This window comes from Hyphomonas sp., assembly GCF_965284475.1.
GTDB lineage: Bacteria > Pseudomonadota > Alphaproteobacteria > Caulobacterales > Hyphomonadaceae > Hyphomonas.
This window is the reverse complement of record NZ_OZ260087.1, coordinates 2,858,106-2,874,500: the sequence shown is the minus strand read 5'-3', so window position 1 is coordinate 2,874,500 and position 16,395 is coordinate 2,858,106. Positions and strand designations below refer to the sequence as shown.

Sequence of the window (16,395 nt, the reverse complement as noted above, 5' to 3'; positions counted from 1 at the left end):
GCTGGGCAGATGGTGGATCCCGGTGTTTTCCTGCTGATCGGCGCCTGGTTGAAGGTCATCGGCATCCTGTGCCTGCCTTTCTTCCTCGTGCCCCTTATCGCCGTGGCGTTGCCGGGACGGCTGGACGGCCTCGCGAAACGCATGATCGCGGGCCTCGATACCCTGTCCGGCGCCGCGCTCAATGCCGCCATTTTCAGCGCGCTCCTGCTGGTCGTCTCACAGCTCGCCGTCGTCATCCTGCGCTATGCGTTCGGTCTGTCCTTCACCTGGCTCAGCGAGATCGTGATCTACGCCTTTGCCGCCATGTTCATGCTCGGCTCGGCTGCGGCCCTGCGCGATGACGCCCATGTCCGGGTCGACATCCTGCGTCCCCGCTTCGGCGAGTCAGGGCGCAACTGGATCGAGCTTGCCGGCACTTACCTCTTCCTCTTCCCCATCTGCCTGCGCCTCATCACCAATGGCGAACAGGGCCTGACCCGGTCCTGGTCCTTGCTCGAAGGCTCCCGCGAATCCGATGGCCTGCCCATCCTCTTCCTGTTCAAGACGCTCGTGCCCGTCTTCGCTGTCCTGTTGATGGGGGCTGGCCTCTCAGTGGCGCTCAAGGCGGCGCTCCGGCTGACGGGCGCGCTGCCGCCCGCTGCCAGGCCTGTCGAACGCGAAACAGGGGGAGGCCAGGATGGAGTTTGAAATCATCCTCGCCGTGGCCATGTTCGCCTGCGCCATTCTTGGCCTGCTGGCGGGCTATTCCGTGGCGCTCACCCTTGGCGGCGTCGCCCTCCTCTTCGCGCTTATCGGCATCGCCACCGGAACCTTCTCCGCCTCCTTCCTGATCGCCTTCCCCAGCCGCATCCAGGGCGCCTCGATCATGCAGAGCCAGACACTGGTTGCCGTGCCCTTGTTCATCCTGATGGGCGTGATCCTCGAACGCTCCCGCGTGGCCGAAGACCTGCTCCACATTGCCAGCCGCCTGCTGGCGAAAGTGCGCGGCGGCCTCGGCTATGCCGTCATCCTCGTGGGCGCCCTGCTTGCGGCCTCCACCGGCATTGTCGGCGCCACCGTCATCACGATGACGCTGATTGCCCTCCCCACCATGCTGCGCCAGGGCTATGACCCGAAACTCGCCACGGGCACCATCGCCGCCTCAGGCACGCTCGGCCAGATCATCCCGCCCTCCATCGTGCTGATCCTCCTTGCCGATGCGGTCTCGAACGCCGCCAGCCAGGCGAGCCTCCAGGGCGCCGGATCCGGCGTCGTGTCCGTCGGAGACCTGTTCGCGGGCGCGCTCATTCCCGGAATCCTGCTCGTCGTCTTCTACCTGCTCTACATCGCCGTGACGGCCTTCTTCCGGCCTGCCGCCTGCCCCCCGGTCACGCTGGCCGAGGACACCGAACCGCTCACCATCAAGGAAGTCGCCTTCGGCCTCGGCGCCCCGCTCCTGCTGATTGTGGCCGTGCTCGGCGCCATCCTCGGCGGTGTCGCCCCGCCAACCGAGGCCGCCGCCATCGGCGCGGCAGGCGCCGTCCTCCTCGCAGGGCTGCGCCTGTCGGAAGAGGCCAACAGCCGCCTCTCCCCGCTCCTCCTTGCCGGCCTCATCAGCATCGCGGCGATCCTCCTGCTGCGCAATACGATGGACCTGCGCGCGGGGGTTGAAACCATCAGTGCCGGCAATTCCTTCGGCATTGTGCTCACTCTGCTTGCCAGCCTTGTCTTCTTCGCCGGTTTCGCGGCGGGCCTGCTTGTCCTGCGCAAGGTGCGCCAGCTCCTGCCCGCCCTCACCAGTGCCACGCACATTACCAGCATGGTCTTTCTGATCCTGATCGGCGCGTCGCTGTTCAGCCTCGTTTTCCGTGGCTATGGCGGCGACGAGATGGTGGCGGAAGTCCTTCACATGGCCCCCGGCGGCAAATGGGGGGCCCTCGCGCTCACAATGCTTGTCATGTTCATCCTCGGATTCTTCCTCGACTTCATCGAGATCGTGTTCGTGGTTGTGCCACTCGTGGCCCCGCCCCTGATCATTCTCGGCTTTGATCCGGTGTGGCTCGCCATCCTTATGGCGCTGAACCTGCAGACCAGCTTCCTCACGCCGCCCTTCGGCTTTGCGCTGTTCTACCTGCGCGGCGCGGCGCCGGACGACATCGAAACCACGGATATCTGGCGCGGCGCCGTTCCGTTCATCGGGCTTCAGGTCGCCATGATCATCCTGGTCGCTGCCGTTCCCGCCCTCGCGACATGGCTGCCGGGCCTCGCGGCCCATTGAGCCAGGATGTCGCCCCCTTCCGCGCGATCGCCGTCAGCCGCCTTGCGCATGAGCTGCAGGCGGCAGGGCGCTCAATCATCCATATGGAATTCGGCCAGCCATCGACGGGTGCGCCGAAACGCGCCGTTGAAACGGCGCACCAGATTCTCGACAGCGAATCGATGGGCTATTGGGAAAGCCCGGCCCTCAAGACCCGCATCTGCCAGCACTATGGCGACACTTACGGGGTCGAGGTCACCCCCCGCCGCCTCGCCATCACCTGCGGTGCCTCGCCTGCCCTCGTCCTCGCTCTGTCATCGGCCTTCACGCCGGGTGACACGGTTGCCCTCGCCCGGCCGGGCTATGTCGCCTACCGCAACACGCTGCGCGCGCTGAACCTTGTCCCCGCCGAAATCGCCTGCGGCGAAGCAACGCGCTTCCAGCTGACCGCCGCCCAGATCGCCGCGCTCGACCCAGCACCCGCCGGTCTCATCGTTGCCAGCCCCGCCAACCCGACCGGCACCATCCTGCCCGAGGCCGAACTCGCCGCCATCGTGGCTGTCTGCGCAGAACGCGGCATCCGCATCATCTCGGATGAAATCTATCACGGCCTCTCCTACGGGCCGAACACGGCCTCGATCCTCGAACACACGGCCGATGCCTTCGTCATCAATTCCTTCTCAAAATACTTTTCCATGGCGGGCTGGCGCCTCGGCTGGATCGTCTCGCCCGACGACATGGCCAGCCGCGTCGCCGCCTATATCGGCAACATGTTCCTGACCGCGCCGTCCCTTTCCCAGCACGCCGGTCTCGTCGCCATGGATTGCCGCGAGGAACTGGAAGGCCATGTGCAGACCTACACGCACAATCGCGACCTCATGCTCGCCGTCCTGCCCGCCCTCGGCCTCGAACGCATCGCCCCGCCCGACGGCGCCTTCTATATCTATGCCGACATTTCGCGCTTCACCGATGACAGCCTGGAGTTCTGCATGCAGCTCCTGAAGGACACCGGCGTCGCCACCGCCCCCGGCGTCGACTTCGACCCGGTCGATGGCCACCGCTACATGCGCTTCTCGTTCGCCGTCTCCACACCGGAACTCGAGGATGCCCTGGCGCGGATTACCCCGTGGTTCAAGGCGCGCTCGGTCTAGCGAAGAGGCTCATCCTGAGCGCTCCCTAGCCTTGATCACAATCATACTCCGCTTCCGCCCCGCCATCCGGCGTCAATTCCAGCGAGACGAACGTGCAGCCCTCCGGCGCCGCCGCTATCGCTGCCTCGTGTAGTTCGGCCTGTGTCGGCGGCCCGGCGCTGGCAACGCCGAAACTGCCATCCGTTTTTATCGTGAATTTCAGCTTGAAGCCCTGCCCGGCCATCGGCGCGGCAAGAAAGGCATAATTCTGCGTACCAATGGTCTGCGGCACGAGGCCATCCCATGCCGAAGCACTCCAGCCACTGCCGGAACTCGCGCAGGCACCCAGCCACAGGGCCGCAGCCAGTATCGGAAATCTCATCACACGTCCTCCCATGACAGGCATGGACGGCACACTACATGAAAACCGGACCGATTAGAACTTCACCTCAGGCGGTGTGCTCAGGGCCTCGCGGCCTTCCACGCCGACATCGAAGAAGTCACGCGGTTCGAAGCTGAACATGCCCGCGATGATGGAGCCGGGGAACTGCTCGCGCGACGTGTTATAGTCCTGCACAGCGGAGTTATAGAAGCGCCGCGCCGCAGCCAGCTTGTCTTCAATCGCCGAGAGTTCGTCCTGCAACTGGATGAAGTTCTGGTTGGCCTTGAGGTCCGGATACGCCTCGGCCAGCGCGAACAGCTTGCCCAGTGCGCCGGTCAGCATGCCTTCGGCGGCAGACATTTCTGCAGGTGTCGTTGCCGACTGCGCCGCACTGCGCGCGGCGATCACCTGCTGGAAGGTTTCCTGTTCGTGCTTGGCATAGCCCTTCACCGTCTCGACGAGGTTCGGGATCAGATTCTGGCGCTGCTTCAGCTGAACGTCCACGTCGGCAAAGGCCTGATTGACCCGCTGACGCTTCATCACCAATCCGTTGTAGATCAGGATGATAAAGCCGACGATCGCGACCACGACCGCCAGAACAATTAGAATGGGGCTCATGCGCCGTCCCTCCACAAAAACAGATACACAAGGCCTAGCGATCATACGCGTTGTGCGCAAGTGAGGCCGACCCGCTGGCCCTTGGCATTCAACTTTGCTTAAACTGGCGCGATGTCCGACGCTGCCACCCTCGCGCACATGATCGACGCTGCCACGCGCGTGATGGTTTTCACCGGTGCGGGCATATCCACTGAAAGCGGCATTCCCGATTTCCGCAGCCCCGGCGGCATCTGGTCCCAGATGGCGCCGATCTATTTCCAGGACTTTGTCGCCTCGCGTGACCAGCGCCGCGAAGCCTGGACGCGCGTCTTCAACCGCTCGGCCGGCTGGACCGGCGCCAGCCCCAATGCCGGCCACGCGGCCATCGCGAAGCTCGTCGCCACCGGCAAGGTCGGCGCCGTGGTGACGCAGAATGTCGACAACCTGCACCAGGATTCCGGCGTGCCGCCAGACCAGGTCATCGAGGTGCACGGCAACGCGACCTATGCGCGCTGCCTCAATTGCGGAAAGCGCTACGAGATCGAGAAGCTCAAACCCCGCTGGGAGGCAGGCGAGGATCTGACCTGCGTGTTTTGTACCGGCCTGATCAAGACCGCGACTATCTCGTTCGGCCAGGCCATGCCGGAAGACAAGATGGAACGCGCCGCCGAGGAAGCCCTGCTCTGCGACCTCTGCCTCGTGCTCGGCTCCTCACTTGTCGTCTACCCTGCCGCCGGCATCCCGCTCGAAGCCAAGCGCAATGGCGCCAAACTGGTCATCGTCAACCGCGAACCCACCGATCAGGATGCCTATGCCGACATGGTGCTGAATACGGAGATCGGGCCGCTCATGAATGACGTGCTGGAACAGCTGGGAACCTGACCGCCGCAGGAACCGCACTCATCCTGAGCGAAGTCGAAGGATGGGCCGTTCGCTAAAGCGGTTCAATCAAGTCCCATTTGTTCCCGAACGGGTCCTGCATCACAGCCACCCTGCCATAGGGCTCGCTGCGCGGGGTTTCGAGGAAGGTCACGCCTGCTGCCAGATAGGCCGCATGGTCCCGGTCGAAGTGATCGGTCTCCAGGAACAGGAACACGCGCCCGCCGGACTGGTTGCCAATCGCCGCCCTTTGCGCGTCCGTTGCCGCGCGCGCCAGCAGCAGGTCCACGCCGCCGCCTTTTGGCCGCACACGCACCCAGCGCTTGCCACCGCCCATGTCCGTGTCCTCAAGCAGCTCGAAGCCGAGCTTGCCGACGAAGAAGGCAATGCCTGTATCATAGTCCGGAACCAGAAGCGACAAGGCCGAAATGCGTGGCGCGCGTGGCGCCTCAGCCATTGAACGTACCCGTCCGCGGGAAGCCCTTCGGCACGGTCTTGCCGGCCTGTGCCCGCTTGCCGATCCACTCTTCCCATTCCGGGAAGGCGCGGTGGCGCCCGCCAGCCATCACGATCAGGCCATCTTCCCTGTCAAACGTCATCAGGTCGACCAACCTGTCCTTGCCGCGATAGGCCTGCAGCTTGTTGCCCTTGCCGCGTGCCATTTCGGGCAGCTCGTCCAGCGGGAAGATCAGCATCTTCCGGTTTGATCCGACCACGGCCAGCATGTCGCCTTCAACCGGCATGCACACGTTCAGCGTGCCCTCGCCGGTATTGACCGCCTGCTTGCCCGCCTTGCGGTTGGACTCCAGTTCCTTCTCGGCCACGATGAATCCGTAGCCGACCGTGGAGGCCATCACGCGCTTGCGCTCTTCTTCCAGCTTGAACATCGCAACGATATCGACACTGTCTTCCAGCTCGATCGACAGCCTTATCGGCTCGCCATGCCCGCGTCCGCCCGGCAGCTTGTCGGCCATCAGCGTGAACGCGCGGCCATCTGACGCCATCAGGATGATCTTGTCCGTACTCATCACTTCTTCGCTCAGGTACAGCTCGTCGCCATCCTTGAACTTGGTCGCGTCCGGATCCAGGCCGTGGCCCTTCATGCCGCGTATCCAGCCCTGCGCCGACAGGACAACCGTCAGCGGCTCCTTCGGACGTGAGGCTTCAAGGGCGGCGGCCAGGTCCACATCCGGCGCGTCTTCAAACTGTGCGCGGCGATCGCCCAGCGCCGGGTCTGCGGTCAGCTGGTCACGCGCGGCCTTGAGCTGCTTGGAAACAGTTGTCCACTGGCGGCGGGTCGATCCGATCAGCTTGACCAGTTCATCGCGCTCCTCGACCAGTTTGGTATGCTCGCCGCGAATTTCCATTTCTTCCAGCTTGCGCAAGGCGCGCAAACGCAGGTTCAGGATGGCTTCGGCCTGGATATCGGTGATGCCAAACCGGGCGATCATCACCTGTTTCGGCTCGTCTTCCTCGCGGATGATGCGGATCACCTCGTCGATATTGAGGTAGGCGATCAGGTAGCCATCGAGCAGGTGCAGGCGCTTCTCGATCTTGTCGAGGCGGAACTCGGCCCGGCGCACCACCACTTCGCGGCGGTGCTCCAGATAGGCCAGCAGCACGTCCTTCAGGCCCATCACCTGCGGCGCGCCCTTGTGCAGCACGTTCATGTTCATGCTGAAGCGCGTTTCCAGGTCGCAGACCTTGAACAGGCTCTCCATCAGCACGTCCGGCTCGACCGTCTTGGCGCGCGGCACCAGCACAAGCCGCACATCCTCGGCGCTCTCGTCGCGCACATCGTCAAGCAGCGGCAGCTTCTTCTGTTCCAGCAGTTCGCCCAGCTTTTCCAGCAGGCGTGATTTCTGCACCTGGTAGGGAATCTGCGTCACGATGATCTGGTAGGTGCCCCGGCCGGTATCCTCGACCTCCCATTTCGCTCGCATGCGGAAGCTGCCCCGGCCCGTCTCATAGGCGTCGAGCATGGATTCATGGGATTCAACAATCACACCGCCCGTCGGGAAGTCCGGCCCCTTCACGAACTGCATCAGGTCCGCCGTGGTGGCTTTTGGCGTCTCGATCAGAAAGCGCGCGGCGTCAATCACCTCGGCCGCATTGTGCGGCGGAATGCTGGTCGCCATGCCCACCGCGATGCCGGTCGCGCCATTGCACAAGAGGTTCGGGAAGCCGGCCGGCAGGACGACCGGCTCCTCGTCATTCTCGGCATAATTGGCACGGAAATCGACCGCGTTTTCGCTCAGGCCGTCCAGCAGCAGTTCCGCCGCATGGGTCATCCGCGCTTCGGTGTAACGATAGGCGGCTGCGCTATCGCCGTCGATATTGCCGAAATTGCCCTGGCCATCGACCAGCGGGTAGCGGACGTTGAAATCCTGCGCCAGGCGCACCAGCGTGTCATAGATCGAGCTGTCGCCGTGCGGGTGGTAGTTACCCATCACGTCACCGACGATCTTGGCGCATTTGCGGAAACCGCCTTCGGGATCCAGCTTCAGCTCCCGCATCCCGTACAGGATGCGCCGCTGCACCGGCTTCAGGCCGTCACGCACATCCGGCAGCGCGCGGGAGGTAATGGTCGAAAGCGCATAGGCGAGATAGCGCTTGGACAGCGCCTCGCTCATGGGTTCATTGATGATCCGGTCTTCCGGGCCGCCGTCTAGCAGGTCGGTCATTCTGGCCTCTTTGCATCTCGTGCCACATTCTGGTGCAGAACCTCGGTCTATACCGACTCGGGTCACTGCGCAGCATTAACAGAAACGGCGGTTTGGTTAAGGAATGGGTAAAACGCAAGCAAATGACTGAGTTTCGGGCCTGGCTCCTCCTCCTCGGCGTACCCGTGCTTGTGGTTGCCCTGCTCCTGTGGCTGGCGCCTCCACGGCACAACCCGTTCGCGCCCATCGACCTGACAGACCGGATCGGCTTCGGCACCAAAGCCAAGCTGGAGCGCGCTCGTGACCAGCCGGAAGTCTGTTTCGCGGCCCTCGATTCGGCGGCCATCCTCTACACCCGGCTGGAAGACGACCCCAAAGGCCAGAAATGCGGCCTGCGGGGTGCCCTCACCCTTGATCGCACCCTCACCCCCTATTCCGCCACGCTCAGCATGACCTGCGCCCAGACAGCCGCCCTCTACACCTGGGAGCGCCACGTCGCCCGCCCGGCCGCGGTGGACATCTTCGGCTCGCCCCTAGCCCGCATCGAGACCTATGGCAGCTTCTCCTGCCGCAACATCGCCGGCAGCGGCCGCCTCTCCGAACATGCCCACGCCAATGCCGTCGACATTTCCGGCTTCCGCCTCGAAGATGGCCGCCTTATCGACGTGAAAACCCACTGGAAACAGGGCGGTCCGGAAGCGAAATTTCTCAAGCGCGTGCATGAAGGCGGCTGCGATATCTTCTCCGTCACCCTAGGACCTGACTACAATGCCGCCCACGCGGACCATTTCCACTTCGATATGGGCAATGGCGGCGTCTGCCGATAAGCACCTGCCGCAGGGACTCCCCTTCTGCACCCGGCAATCTTCGCTACACTGCTGAAAAACAAGAAGATCAGGGAGTCTCAAATGACCCATGCCATGCTTCTGCCCGTTGCCGTCCTTGCGGCCTGGTCACTGGTGATGTGGATATGGATGCTCAAGACGCGTGTCCCGGCGATGCAAAAGGCGCAGATGCACCCTGAAAAGGCCAAGCACACACGCGGCGATGCCTTCAACGCCCTGCCCTCGGAAGTCCGCCAGATTTCGGACAATTACAACCATCTCATGGAACAGCCGACCATTTTCTATGCGCTGGCGCTCGCCCTCGCGGTCAGCGGCGCGGCTGGCCTCATCGATGTCGGCTTTGCGTGGGCCTATGTCGTCATCAGGATCGGGCACTCGCTCTGGCAGGCAACGGCCAACAAGGTGATGATCCGCTTCTACTTCTTCATCGCATCGACACTGATGCTGTTCCCGCTTGCAGGACGGGCGATCTACATCCTTGCAACAAGCTGAAAAGCAACAATCATTCCAAAGGGAAGCGCCTCATGAAGCTCTACACATCCATCGGTCCCAACCCGCACGTCGTGCGCATGTTCATGGCCGAACGCGGCATCACCCTGCCCACGCAGGAGGTCGATATCGTCAAGGGCGAGAATCTCGGCGAGCCCTATCTGTCGGTCAATCCGGCCGCCCAGTCGCCCGCGCTCGAACTCGACGATGGCAGCATTATTACAGAGATCTGGCCGATCTGCGAATATCTCGACGAGACCCATACCGGCGACAGCCTGTTCGGTGCAAACCCCGAGGAACGCGCCCAGACGCGCCGCTGGACACGCTGGACAGACCTCAATGTGCTGGAACCCATGACCAATGGCTTCCGCTTTGCCGAGGGCCTCGCCATGTTCAAGGACCGCACGCGCTGCCTGCCAGACGCCGCACCGGGACTGAAGGCCCGCGCGCAGGACAAGCTCACCTTCCTCGACGGCCAGCTTGCCCGCCGCGACTATATCGCCGGCGACAGTTTCACCTTTGCCGACATCCTGCTGTTCTGTTTCCAGGCCTTCGGCAACCAGATTGGCCAGCCGCTGAACCCGGAATTGAAGAACCTCACCGCCTGGTTCGAGCGCGTCGGTGCCCGCCCCAGCGCCAGCGTTTAGCCCCGCTTCAACAGCCGCGCCACCAGCTGCGCCCTCTGCGCAGGCACGGCGCGGTTCATGCCGTTAAACACGCGCGTTTCGATGAAATGGCCTGTCAGTGCGAGGCCGTCAGCAATGTCGGTGACGCCCACTGGCGCCCCGGACGATACAAGGAATCCCGGCAGGCGAAGGAGCCGGCTGACATAATCTTCGGCCTCCGATCCGCGCACGGCCCGGCCCGTCTTCGGCGACACATGGGTCAGCCCGTCATTCGCGCCGCTCAGGGCACAGGCCTCAAGATCAAGCCCGAAGCCGAGGGATGACAGAAGGCCAAGCTCCCAGCGGATATAAAGCGCTGGCCAGACGTCCTCCGACTCGATCTGGTCGAGCAGCAGAGTGGTCGCGTCATACAGCGCCGAACCCGCCGCATCGCCCTCGTCCAGCGCGCCGCGCAACAGCGTCGTCACCGCCGAAATCGCCGCCAAGGCTCCGGCATCATCCAGCACGCGCGCGGCCCGCTCGCGGCTGGCCTCGGCCACATCGAACCGGCCGAGTTGATCTTCGAGCCGCCCGGTCCATGAAAGGGACAGTGTGTTGCCCGCCTCATACTGTCCACGCCGCGCGCGCGATGCGCCGCCATAGACCAGGCCGGACCGCCGCCCCCGTGTTTTCGTCAGCACATCGAGGATCAGCCCGCCTTCACCAAAGCGGCGTCCGCCAAGGATCAGTCCGTCATCGGTCCAGTTCATGTTGAAGCCCCGAAGCCCGGCTGCGTCCTTCGACGTCGCTCAGGATGAGCCTGCCGCATGAACGTAGCGCTCATCCTGAGCGAAGTCGAAGGACGAGCGCGGGCGCGCAGGTGCTCGCTTCTAAACATCAAACTCCAGGCCGATGCCCGAATAACTGTCCCGCCGCTCCTGCCAGCGTTCGTCCACTTTCACGAACAGGAAGAGATGCACGGGCCGGTCCAGCATCTCGATCAGTTCCTTGCGCGCCAGCCGCCCGATCTCCTTGATCGACGCGCCATTCTTGCCCAGCACCATGGCCTTGTGGCCGTCGCGGCCAACGACAATGACCTGCTGCACGCGGACCGATCCGTCCTTCTTCTCTTCCCAGCTCTCGGTCTCAACCATCAGCTGGTAAGGCAGTTCCTGGTGCATGCGCAGCAGCAGCTTCTCGCGCGTCACTTCCGCCGCGAGCAGGCGCATCGGCAGGTCGGCCGTCTGGTCCGGCGGGTAGAGCGCCGTGCCCGCAGGCATCCGCTCCGCGAGCGCAGCGGCCAGCCGGTCGACGCCATCGCCGTTTTCCGCCGAGATCATGAAGATCTCATCATAGACGCCCGTATCGCTTAGCTCCGCCATGACAGGCAGCACCTGGTCATGCGGGAACAGGTCAATCTTATTGAGCGCAAGGAAGGCGCGCTTTTCGGTCAGCTTCAGCTGGTCTATCACGCGGCGGTCATCGGCAATCGACATTTTCTGCGCGCCGGTGGCATTCCCGGCTCTGTCCGCAACCCACGCCGAACTGTCGATCAGGTGTACGATGGCATCAGCATCCGCCGCGCCGCTCCAGGCCGCCTTGACCATGGCTCGGTCGAGCCGGCGCTTGGCCACGAAGATGCCGGGCGTATCGACCAGCACGATCTGCGCATCGCCCACCTGCGCCACGCCGCGCACCGGAAAGCGCGTCGTCTGCACCTTGTGCGTGACAATCGCAACCTTGGCGCCGACAAGGCGGTTGGTGAGCGTGGACTTGCCCGCATTCGGCGCGCCGATAATGGCGGCAAAGCCTGCGCGGTTGATCTCGGTTTCAGTCATTGGGTTCCAGTCAGGCTGTCCAGCAGCAGGGCGGCTGCATTTCGCTCGGCGTCGCGTTTCGAAGAACCCTTCGCCTTCGCCGCCCCATGGGGCGGTACTTGCACTTCTATCTCGTAAACCGGCTCATGGTCAGGGCCCGACCGGTCAATAACAGTGTATTTTGGCAGCGGCAGGCCCTGGCCCTGGGCCCATTCCTGCAGCAGCGTCTTAGGATCCCGCGTTTCGACAGGGGCGGACGAGAATTGCTGCGTCCAGCCCGCCACGATGAATTTGCGCGCGACTGAAAGGCCGCCATCCTGATAGATCGCACCGATAAGCGCTTCACACGCATCGCCCAGCGTGGACTCGCGCTCACGGCCGCCTGACGCCACTTCGCCGTCTGACAGGATGATATGCTCCTGAAGGCCGAAATGCCGAAAGGCTTCCGCGCACGCGCCCTTCTTGACGAACCTGTTGAGACGCGGCGCCAGATCGCCTTCGCTCTCTGTCTTGCGGCGCTCGATCAGGCGCTCGGCAATCAGGAGGTTCAGCACACGGTCACCCAGGAATTCGAGCCGCTGGTTCGACAGGCGAATGGAATCGGCTGCCGCCACCGCGCTCGGATGGGTCAGCGCCCGCTCCAGCAGGTTCCTGTCCTTGAAATGATAGCCGATGCGATCCTGGATCGTCTTGACCTGTGCATCCGTCAGGCCGGGCACGCAGGCCTTGGCCGCGGCGCGCAGGCGCGTGCGTTTTGGTCGGGCCGCTTTCATGATTTCACCGGCAGCGCTTCGATGATGACCTGCGCCTCCGCCCATGGATGATCGTCCGTGATCGTCAGGTGAATGACGGCCTCATGCCCTTCGGGAACCATCGCCGCTAACCTGTCCGCCGCGCCGCCAGTCAACGCCAGGGTCGGCTTGCCCGAAGGCAGGTTCACCACGCCCAGGTTTTTCCAGTGCACGCCCCGGCGCGGCACGCCCGTGCCCAGCGCCTTAGCGCAGGCTTCCTTGGCCGCAAACCGCTTGGCATAAGTCTCCGCCGTGCGCCGTCGGCGGCGCGCCAGCGCAATTTCCGTCTCGGTAAAGACGCGGTTTTCAAACCGCTCGCCAAAGCGGGCCAGCGTCTTCTCGATCCGGTCAATATTGCAGAGGTCATTGCCTATGCCGATGATCATGCCCGCGCCTCATCCATCAGGCGGCGCATCTCGGCAATCGCCGCCGGCAAGCCGATGAAGATCGCCTCGCCTACCAGGAAGTGGCCAATATTGAGTTCGGTGATCTGCGCAATCTCCGCCACAGGCTTGACCGTATCAAAGGTCAGCCCATGCCCGGCCTGCGGCTCGATCCCGATACGGACAGCCTCTTCGGCGCAGTTGCGAATCCGGTCCAGTTCCAGCTCGGCCAGTTTCACTTCGCCCGACTGGACGAATTCGACATACCGCCCCGTATGAAACTCGCAAATCTGCACACCCAGCGCATGCGCCGCATGCAGCTGCACCATGTCCGGCTCGATGAAAAACGAAACACGGCTGCCATTCTTGTTCAGCTGGCGAACGAAATGCGCGAGGTGATTGTGCGCCCGCGCTGCATCAAGCCCGCCCTCGGTTGTCAGCTCGGCTCGTTCTTCCGGCACGAACATCGCCGTTTCCGGTTTGAACTTGAGGGCAATGTCGAGCATTTCCTCGGTCGCTGCCATTTCCATATTTATCGGCAACTGCGTCGCCGTGCGTATCTCCACTAGGTCGCCATCGCGGATATGCCGGCGGTCCTCGCGCAGGTGCAGTGTGATGCCGTCGGCGCCCGCCTCCGTCGCCATCAGGGCCGCGCGCATCGGGTCAGGGTGCGTGCCGCCGCGCGCGTTGCGGATCGTTGCTACATGATCGATGTTGACGCCGAGGCGTATCCGCCCTGCCATCAGGCAAGGCCTCGCGAGCCCGGCTTCACGGCCTCCATCGCGGCCAGCTCAGCCGGAAGGTCATTGGCGTCATAGTCAGGAAAATCAACCGCCGCGAGCGAGACCAGTTTACAGCCCACATCAGCCTTGCCGCTCGACCGGTCGATGATGCAGGCACCGCCGACAACGTCGCCCGGCAGCCTGTCCAGCGCCTCCACGGTCTCCCGGAAGGACAGGCCCGTCGTCACGATATCTTCTGTAATCAGCACCTTCTCGCCTTCGGCAATCGCAAAGCCGCGCCGGAATTGCAGCTTGCCATCCACACGCTCGGCAAAGATCGCCCGCGCTTTCAGCTGCCGCGCGAGTTCATAACCCGGAATGATGCCGCCCACCGCCGGGCCGGCCACAACGTCAATCTTGCCGAATGTCGTCGTCAGCTTCTCCGCCAGCGCCTTGCACAGCCGCTCGGACAGTTCGGGTTGCGAAAAGACCAGCGCCTTTTGCAGGAAGACCGGGCTGCGGCGTCCGGACGACAGGATGAAATGGCCTTCGAGCAAGGCTCCGGCCTCACGGAACACCGCGAGCACGTCGTCATTCGTCATCTTCCACCTCCTGATCGCGCACCGCCCGGTCCACCACGGCCAGGGATCGGAGCGCCGCGAGAATCTGCGTCAGGCGCTTCAGGTCTTCAACCTCGATTTCCATTACCAGTTCGGTAAAATCGGCGTGACGCTCATGCGTCGCGATACGGGTGATATTGCCGTTCGCCTGCGCCACAGCGGCGCACAGCTTGGCCAGCACGCCTTTTTCGTTCGACGCATTGACGCGGATCCGCCCCACGGCCACTGCGCCGGTCTTGGCCAGCTCGGTCCATTTCAGGTCAACCCAGAGCTCCGGATGGTCGTCATATTCGGCCAGCTTCGGGCAACTCGCGATATGCACGACAAGGCCCTTGTCAGGCTCCTGCACACCCATGATCCGGTCGCCCGGCAGGGGGCAGCAGCACTGGCCGAGATGCAGGGTTACACCAGGCATCAGGTCTGTGCCCGACACCAGCAGCCGCGCATGCTCATTGTCCAGCCGCAGCTTGTTCTCGTCGTCAAAGCGTTCGGCGCGATAGCCGGGGAAGGCCGCTTCCATGATGTCGGATGACGATACGCGCCCACGCCCGACTGCCTCGGCCATTTCCTCGCGGGTCTGGAACCCGGCAAGCTGCGCCGTGTGCGTCATCTTCACGTCGATCGGATCGATGCCCGCACGTCGCAGCGCCAGATTGATCAGGCCTTCGCCAAGCCGCCGGAATTCCATCTGGTCACGCTCGCGCACAAGGCGGCGAATGGCGGATCGCGCGCGCCCGGTGATCGTCATGGCTTCCCAGCCGACGACCGGCGCCGCGACCTTGCCACGCAGGATCTCCACCACGTCACCATTCTTCAGTGGACGGCGCAGTGATTTCACTTCGCCATTGATCCGCGCACCAATCGCCGTGTCGCCCACAGCCGAGTGAACGGCATAGGCGAAGTCCAGCGGCATGGCACCCGCCGGCAGGATGATCAGCTTGCCCTTCGGGCTGAACGCGAACACGTGCTCGCGATACATTTCCAGCTTGGCGTGCTCGAGAAACTCGCTGGCATCGGCCCCGTCCTGGATCAGTTCCGCAAAGGCTTCCAGGTTGGCGGCCGGGTCAAGACCGGCTGCACGGGCGGATTCTGCGTCAAAGCCATAGGACTTGTTCTTGTAGCCCCAGTGGGCCGCCACGCCGAACTCGGCGGTCCTGTCCATCGCCTCGGTGCGGATCTGCAGTTCCACGCGCCGATTGCCCGACGCGCGCACCGTCGTGTGCAGCGACGCATATCCGTTGGGCTTGGGCACCGAGATATAGTCGCGGAACCGGTCCGGAATGCACGCCCACAGCGTATGGACCTCGCCCAGCACACGATAGCAGGCATCGACATCCTTCACCACGATGCGGAACGCAAACAGGTCAGCCACATCGCGAAACGAAATCGACTTGCGCTCCAGCTTGCGCCACAGCGAATAGGGCTGTTTCCGGCGCCCCTTGATCTTGGCCTCGATGCCCGAAATATCCATCAGCTGGCGCAGGTCGTCATCAATGCGCTGCAGGTCGTCTGCATTTTCGGCCGCGAGTTCTTCCTGCCGGTACAGGATCGCGCGCCGCGCTTCGGGATTGAGTTCCTCGAACGCAAGATCCTCCATCTCGGCGGCCAGCGAGTAGAGGCCCACACGCCGGGCCAGCGGTGCGTAGATATCCATCGTCTCGCGCGCCGTGCGCTGGCGGCTTTCCGGCTTCTTGCGATGATGCAGGGTGCGCATGTTGTGCAGGCGGTCGGCCAGCTTCACCAGCAGCACGCGCAGGTCGCTCGTCGTGGCCAGGATGAATTTCTGGAAGTTCTCGGCCTGGGCCGATTCCTTGGACGAATATTCCAGCGCGTCCAGCTTTGTGACGCCGTCGACCAGTTCGGCCACATCGGCACCAAAGCGCACTTCGATGTCGCCAATGTCGATCTTGGTGTCTTCCACCACATCGTGCAGCAAGCCCGCCACAATGGTCACCTCGTCGAGGCGCACATCCGCCAGCAGGCTCGCAACTTCCACGGGGTGGGAATAATAGGCATCGCCGGAATCACGCGTCTGCGTGCCATGATGCAGCTTGGCGAAGTCATAGGCCGCGCCCAACAATTCGGATTTCACACGGGGGTGATAGGCCCGCACCTTCGCGATCAGCTCCTCGCGCGACAGCACGTGGCGGTGTTCAGCCTGATTTTCAGTCGAAACTGTCGTGCCAGCCGCCTCGCCAGCCCCTTTGTCCTTCGCGGAAAGGGCGCTGCCGTCCAT

Annotated in this window: 18 protein-coding genes; 7 read left to right on the top strand and 11 right to left on the bottom strand. The window is 63.5% G+C overall.

Annotated elements, in window-relative coordinates; translation table 11 throughout:
* Positions 1-9 precede the first annotated feature (9 nt).
* The 3 genes from ACQ66M_RS13915 to ACQ66M_RS13905 are packed head-to-tail and all read left to right on the top strand — an operon-like array spanning position 10 to position 3,387.
* A complete protein-coding gene (locus tag ACQ66M_RS13915; protein ID WP_350171487.1) occupies positions 10-687 on the top strand; it encodes a TRAP transporter small permease subunit in 678 nt (225 codons plus the stop codon).
* Positions 677-2,257, top strand: coding sequence for a TRAP transporter large permease (locus tag ACQ66M_RS13910; protein WP_350171486.1), 1,581 nt, complete (start codon positions 677-679; stop codon positions 2,255-2,257). The genes ACQ66M_RS13915 and ACQ66M_RS13910 overlap by 11 nt, the downstream gene beginning before the upstream one ends.
* On the top strand, positions 2,254-3,387 hold the full coding sequence (locus ACQ66M_RS13905) for a pyridoxal phosphate-dependent aminotransferase (protein ID WP_430404540.1): 1,134 nt from the start codon (positions 2,254-2,256) through the stop codon (positions 3,385-3,387). Before ACQ66M_RS13910 ends, ACQ66M_RS13905 begins: the two co-directional genes overlap by 4 nt.
* Before the next feature lie 25 nt (positions 3,388-3,412).
* On the opposite strand, the gene ACQ66M_RS13900 is transcribed toward ACQ66M_RS13905, so the two are convergent.
* Together ACQ66M_RS13900 and ACQ66M_RS13895 are read right to left on the bottom strand one after the other, a co-directional pair.
* Entirely contained in the window at positions 3,413-3,748 is a 336-nt protein-coding gene (locus ACQ66M_RS13900) for a hypothetical protein (RefSeq protein ID WP_430404538.1), read from the bottom strand.
* A gap of 54 nt (positions 3,749-3,802) precedes the next feature.
* Entirely contained in the window at positions 3,803-4,366 is a 564-nt protein-coding gene (locus ACQ66M_RS13895; RefSeq protein ID WP_350171483.1) for a LemA family protein, read from the bottom strand.
* A gap of 111 nt (positions 4,367-4,477) precedes the next feature.
* Here ACQ66M_RS13895 and ACQ66M_RS13890 point away from each other — a divergent pair, with 111 nt between their 5' ends.
* On the top strand, positions 4,478-5,227 hold the full coding sequence (locus tag ACQ66M_RS13890) for an SIR2 family NAD-dependent protein deacylase (protein WP_430404536.1): 750 nt from the start codon (positions 4,478-4,480) through the stop codon (positions 5,225-5,227).
* 52 nt (positions 5,228-5,279) lie between these two features.
* Here ACQ66M_RS13890 and ACQ66M_RS13885 read toward each other — a convergent pair whose 3' ends face one another.
* Both ACQ66M_RS13885 and parC read right to left on the bottom strand, forming a co-directional pair.
* Positions 5,280-5,681, bottom strand: a complete 402-nt coding sequence (locus ACQ66M_RS13885) for a VOC family protein (RefSeq protein ID WP_430404534.1) — start codon at positions 5,679-5,681, stop codon at positions 5,280-5,282.
* Entirely contained in the window at positions 5,674-7,908 is a 2,235-nt protein-coding gene (gene parC / locus ACQ66M_RS13880) for a DNA topoisomerase IV subunit A (protein WP_350171480.1), read from the bottom strand. The genes ACQ66M_RS13885 and parC overlap by 8 nt, the downstream gene beginning before the upstream one ends.
* A gap of 122 nt (positions 7,909-8,030) precedes the next feature.
* Between parC and ACQ66M_RS13875 the strand changes: the two genes are divergently transcribed.
* From ACQ66M_RS13875 to ACQ66M_RS13865, 3 genes are all read left to right on the top strand, one after another.
* Positions 8,031-8,714, top strand: coding sequence for an extensin family protein (locus ACQ66M_RS13875; RefSeq protein ID WP_430404532.1), 684 nt, complete (start codon positions 8,031-8,033; stop codon positions 8,712-8,714).
* 81 nt (positions 8,715-8,795) lie between these two features.
* Positions 8,796-9,224 carry an MAPEG family protein gene (locus ACQ66M_RS13870; protein ID WP_350171478.1) on the top strand — a complete coding sequence of 143 codons (429 nt, stop codon included), beginning with the start codon at positions 8,796-8,798 and terminating at the stop codon, positions 9,222-9,224.
* Between the two features lie 32 nt (positions 9,225-9,256).
* The gene (locus tag ACQ66M_RS13865) at positions 9,257-9,868 is read left to right on the top strand and encodes a glutathione S-transferase family protein (RefSeq protein ID WP_350171477.1); all 612 of its coding nucleotides are present in this window, start codon (positions 9,257-9,259) and stop codon (positions 9,866-9,868) included.
* Here the strand turns inward: ACQ66M_RS13865 and recO are convergent.
* From recO to ACQ66M_RS13830, 7 genes are all read right to left on the bottom strand, one after another.
* Positions 9,865-10,596, bottom strand: a complete 732-nt coding sequence (gene recO, locus ACQ66M_RS13860) for a DNA repair protein RecO (RefSeq protein ID WP_350171476.1) — start codon at positions 10,594-10,596, stop codon at positions 9,865-9,867. The two genes, ACQ66M_RS13865 and recO, sit on opposite strands and share 4 nt — an antisense overlap.
* Positions 10,597-10,716: 120 nt before the next feature.
* Positions 10,717-11,664, bottom strand: coding sequence for a GTPase Era (era, locus tag ACQ66M_RS13855; RefSeq protein ID WP_350171475.1), 948 nt, complete (start codon positions 11,662-11,664; stop codon positions 10,717-10,719).
* Positions 11,661-12,416, bottom strand: coding sequence for a ribonuclease III (gene rnc, locus ACQ66M_RS13850; RefSeq protein ID WP_430404530.1), 756 nt, complete (start codon positions 12,414-12,416; stop codon positions 11,661-11,663). The genes era and rnc overlap by 4 nt, the downstream gene beginning before the upstream one ends.
* Positions 12,413-12,820 carry a holo-ACP synthase gene (acpS, locus tag ACQ66M_RS13845; protein ID WP_430404528.1) on the bottom strand — a complete coding sequence of 136 codons (408 nt, stop codon included), beginning with the start codon at positions 12,818-12,820 and terminating at the stop codon, positions 12,413-12,415. The genes rnc and acpS overlap by 4 nt, the downstream gene beginning before the upstream one ends.
* A complete protein-coding gene (locus tag ACQ66M_RS13840) occupies positions 12,817-13,560 on the bottom strand; it encodes a pyridoxine 5'-phosphate synthase (protein WP_430404526.1) in 744 nt (247 codons plus the stop codon). The genes acpS and ACQ66M_RS13840 overlap by 4 nt, the downstream gene beginning before the upstream one ends.
* Positions 13,560-14,141, bottom strand: a complete 582-nt coding sequence (gene pyrE, locus ACQ66M_RS13835) for an orotate phosphoribosyltransferase (protein WP_430404524.1) — start codon at positions 14,139-14,141, stop codon at positions 13,560-13,562. The genes ACQ66M_RS13840 and pyrE overlap by 1 nt, the downstream gene beginning before the upstream one ends.
* Positions 14,131-16,395, bottom strand: coding sequence for a RelA/SpoT family protein (locus tag ACQ66M_RS13830; RefSeq protein WP_430404522.1), 2,265 nt, complete (start codon positions 16,393-16,395; stop codon positions 14,131-14,133). The genes pyrE and ACQ66M_RS13830 overlap by 11 nt, the downstream gene beginning before the upstream one ends.

What these genes read in the sequence shown, in the direction of transcription:
- ACQ66M_RS13915 (WP_350171487.1), top strand. Translation starts at nt 10, where the DNA reads ATGGTGGATCCCGGTGTTTTCCTGCTGATCGGCGCCTGGTTGAAGGTC.
- ACQ66M_RS13910 (WP_350171486.1), top strand. Translation starts at nt 677, where the DNA reads ATGGAGTTTGAAATCATCCTCGCCGTGGCCATGTTCGCCTGCGCCATT.
- ACQ66M_RS13900 (WP_430404538.1), bottom strand. Translation starts at nt 3,748, where the DNA reads ATGAGATTTCCGATACTGGCTGCGGCCCTGTGGCTGGGTGCCTGCGCG.
- ACQ66M_RS13895 (WP_350171483.1), bottom strand. Translation starts at nt 4,366, where the DNA reads ATGAGCCCCATTCTAATTGTTCTGGCGGTCGTGGTCGCGATCGTCGGC.
- ACQ66M_RS13890 (WP_430404536.1), top strand. Translation starts at nt 4,478, where the DNA reads ATGTCCGACGCTGCCACCCTCGCGCACATGATCGACGCTGCCACGCGC.
- ACQ66M_RS13885 (WP_430404534.1), bottom strand. Translation starts at nt 5,681, where the DNA reads ATGGCTGAGGCGCCACGCGCGCCACGCATTTCGGCCTTGTCGCTTCTG.
- parC (WP_350171480.1), bottom strand. Translation starts at nt 7,908, where the DNA reads ATGACCGACCTGCTAGACGGCGGCCCGGAAGACCGGATCATCAATGAA.
- ACQ66M_RS13875 (WP_430404532.1), top strand. Translation starts at nt 8,031, where the DNA reads ATGACTGAGTTTCGGGCCTGGCTCCTCCTCCTCGGCGTACCCGTGCTT.
- ACQ66M_RS13870 (WP_350171478.1), top strand. Translation starts at nt 8,796, where the DNA reads ATGACCCATGCCATGCTTCTGCCCGTTGCCGTCCTTGCGGCCTGGTCA.
- ACQ66M_RS13865 (WP_350171477.1), top strand. Translation starts at nt 9,257, where the DNA reads ATGAAGCTCTACACATCCATCGGTCCCAACCCGCACGTCGTGCGCATG.
- recO (WP_350171476.1), bottom strand. Translation starts at nt 10,596, where the DNA reads ATGAACTGGACCGATGACGGACTGATCCTTGGCGGACGCCGCTTTGGT.
- era (WP_350171475.1), bottom strand. Translation starts at nt 11,664, where the DNA reads ATGACTGAAACCGAGATCAACCGCGCAGGCTTTGCCGCCATTATCGGC.
- rnc (WP_430404530.1), bottom strand. Translation starts at nt 12,416, where the DNA reads ATGAAAGCGGCCCGACCAAAACGCACGCGCCTGCGCGCCGCGGCCAAG.
- acpS (WP_430404528.1), bottom strand. Translation starts at nt 12,820, where the DNA reads ATGATCATCGGCATAGGCAATGACCTCTGCAATATTGACCGGATCGAG.
- ACQ66M_RS13840 (WP_430404526.1), bottom strand. Translation starts at nt 13,560, where the DNA reads ATGGCAGGGCGGATACGCCTCGGCGTCAACATCGATCATGTAGCAACG.
- pyrE (WP_430404524.1), bottom strand. Translation starts at nt 14,141, where the DNA reads ATGACGAATGACGACGTGCTCGCGGTGTTCCGTGAGGCCGGAGCCTTG.
- ACQ66M_RS13830 (WP_430404522.1), bottom strand. Translation starts at nt 16,395, where the DNA reads ATGGACGGCAGCGCCCTTTCCGCGAAGGACAAAGGGGCTGGCGAGGCG.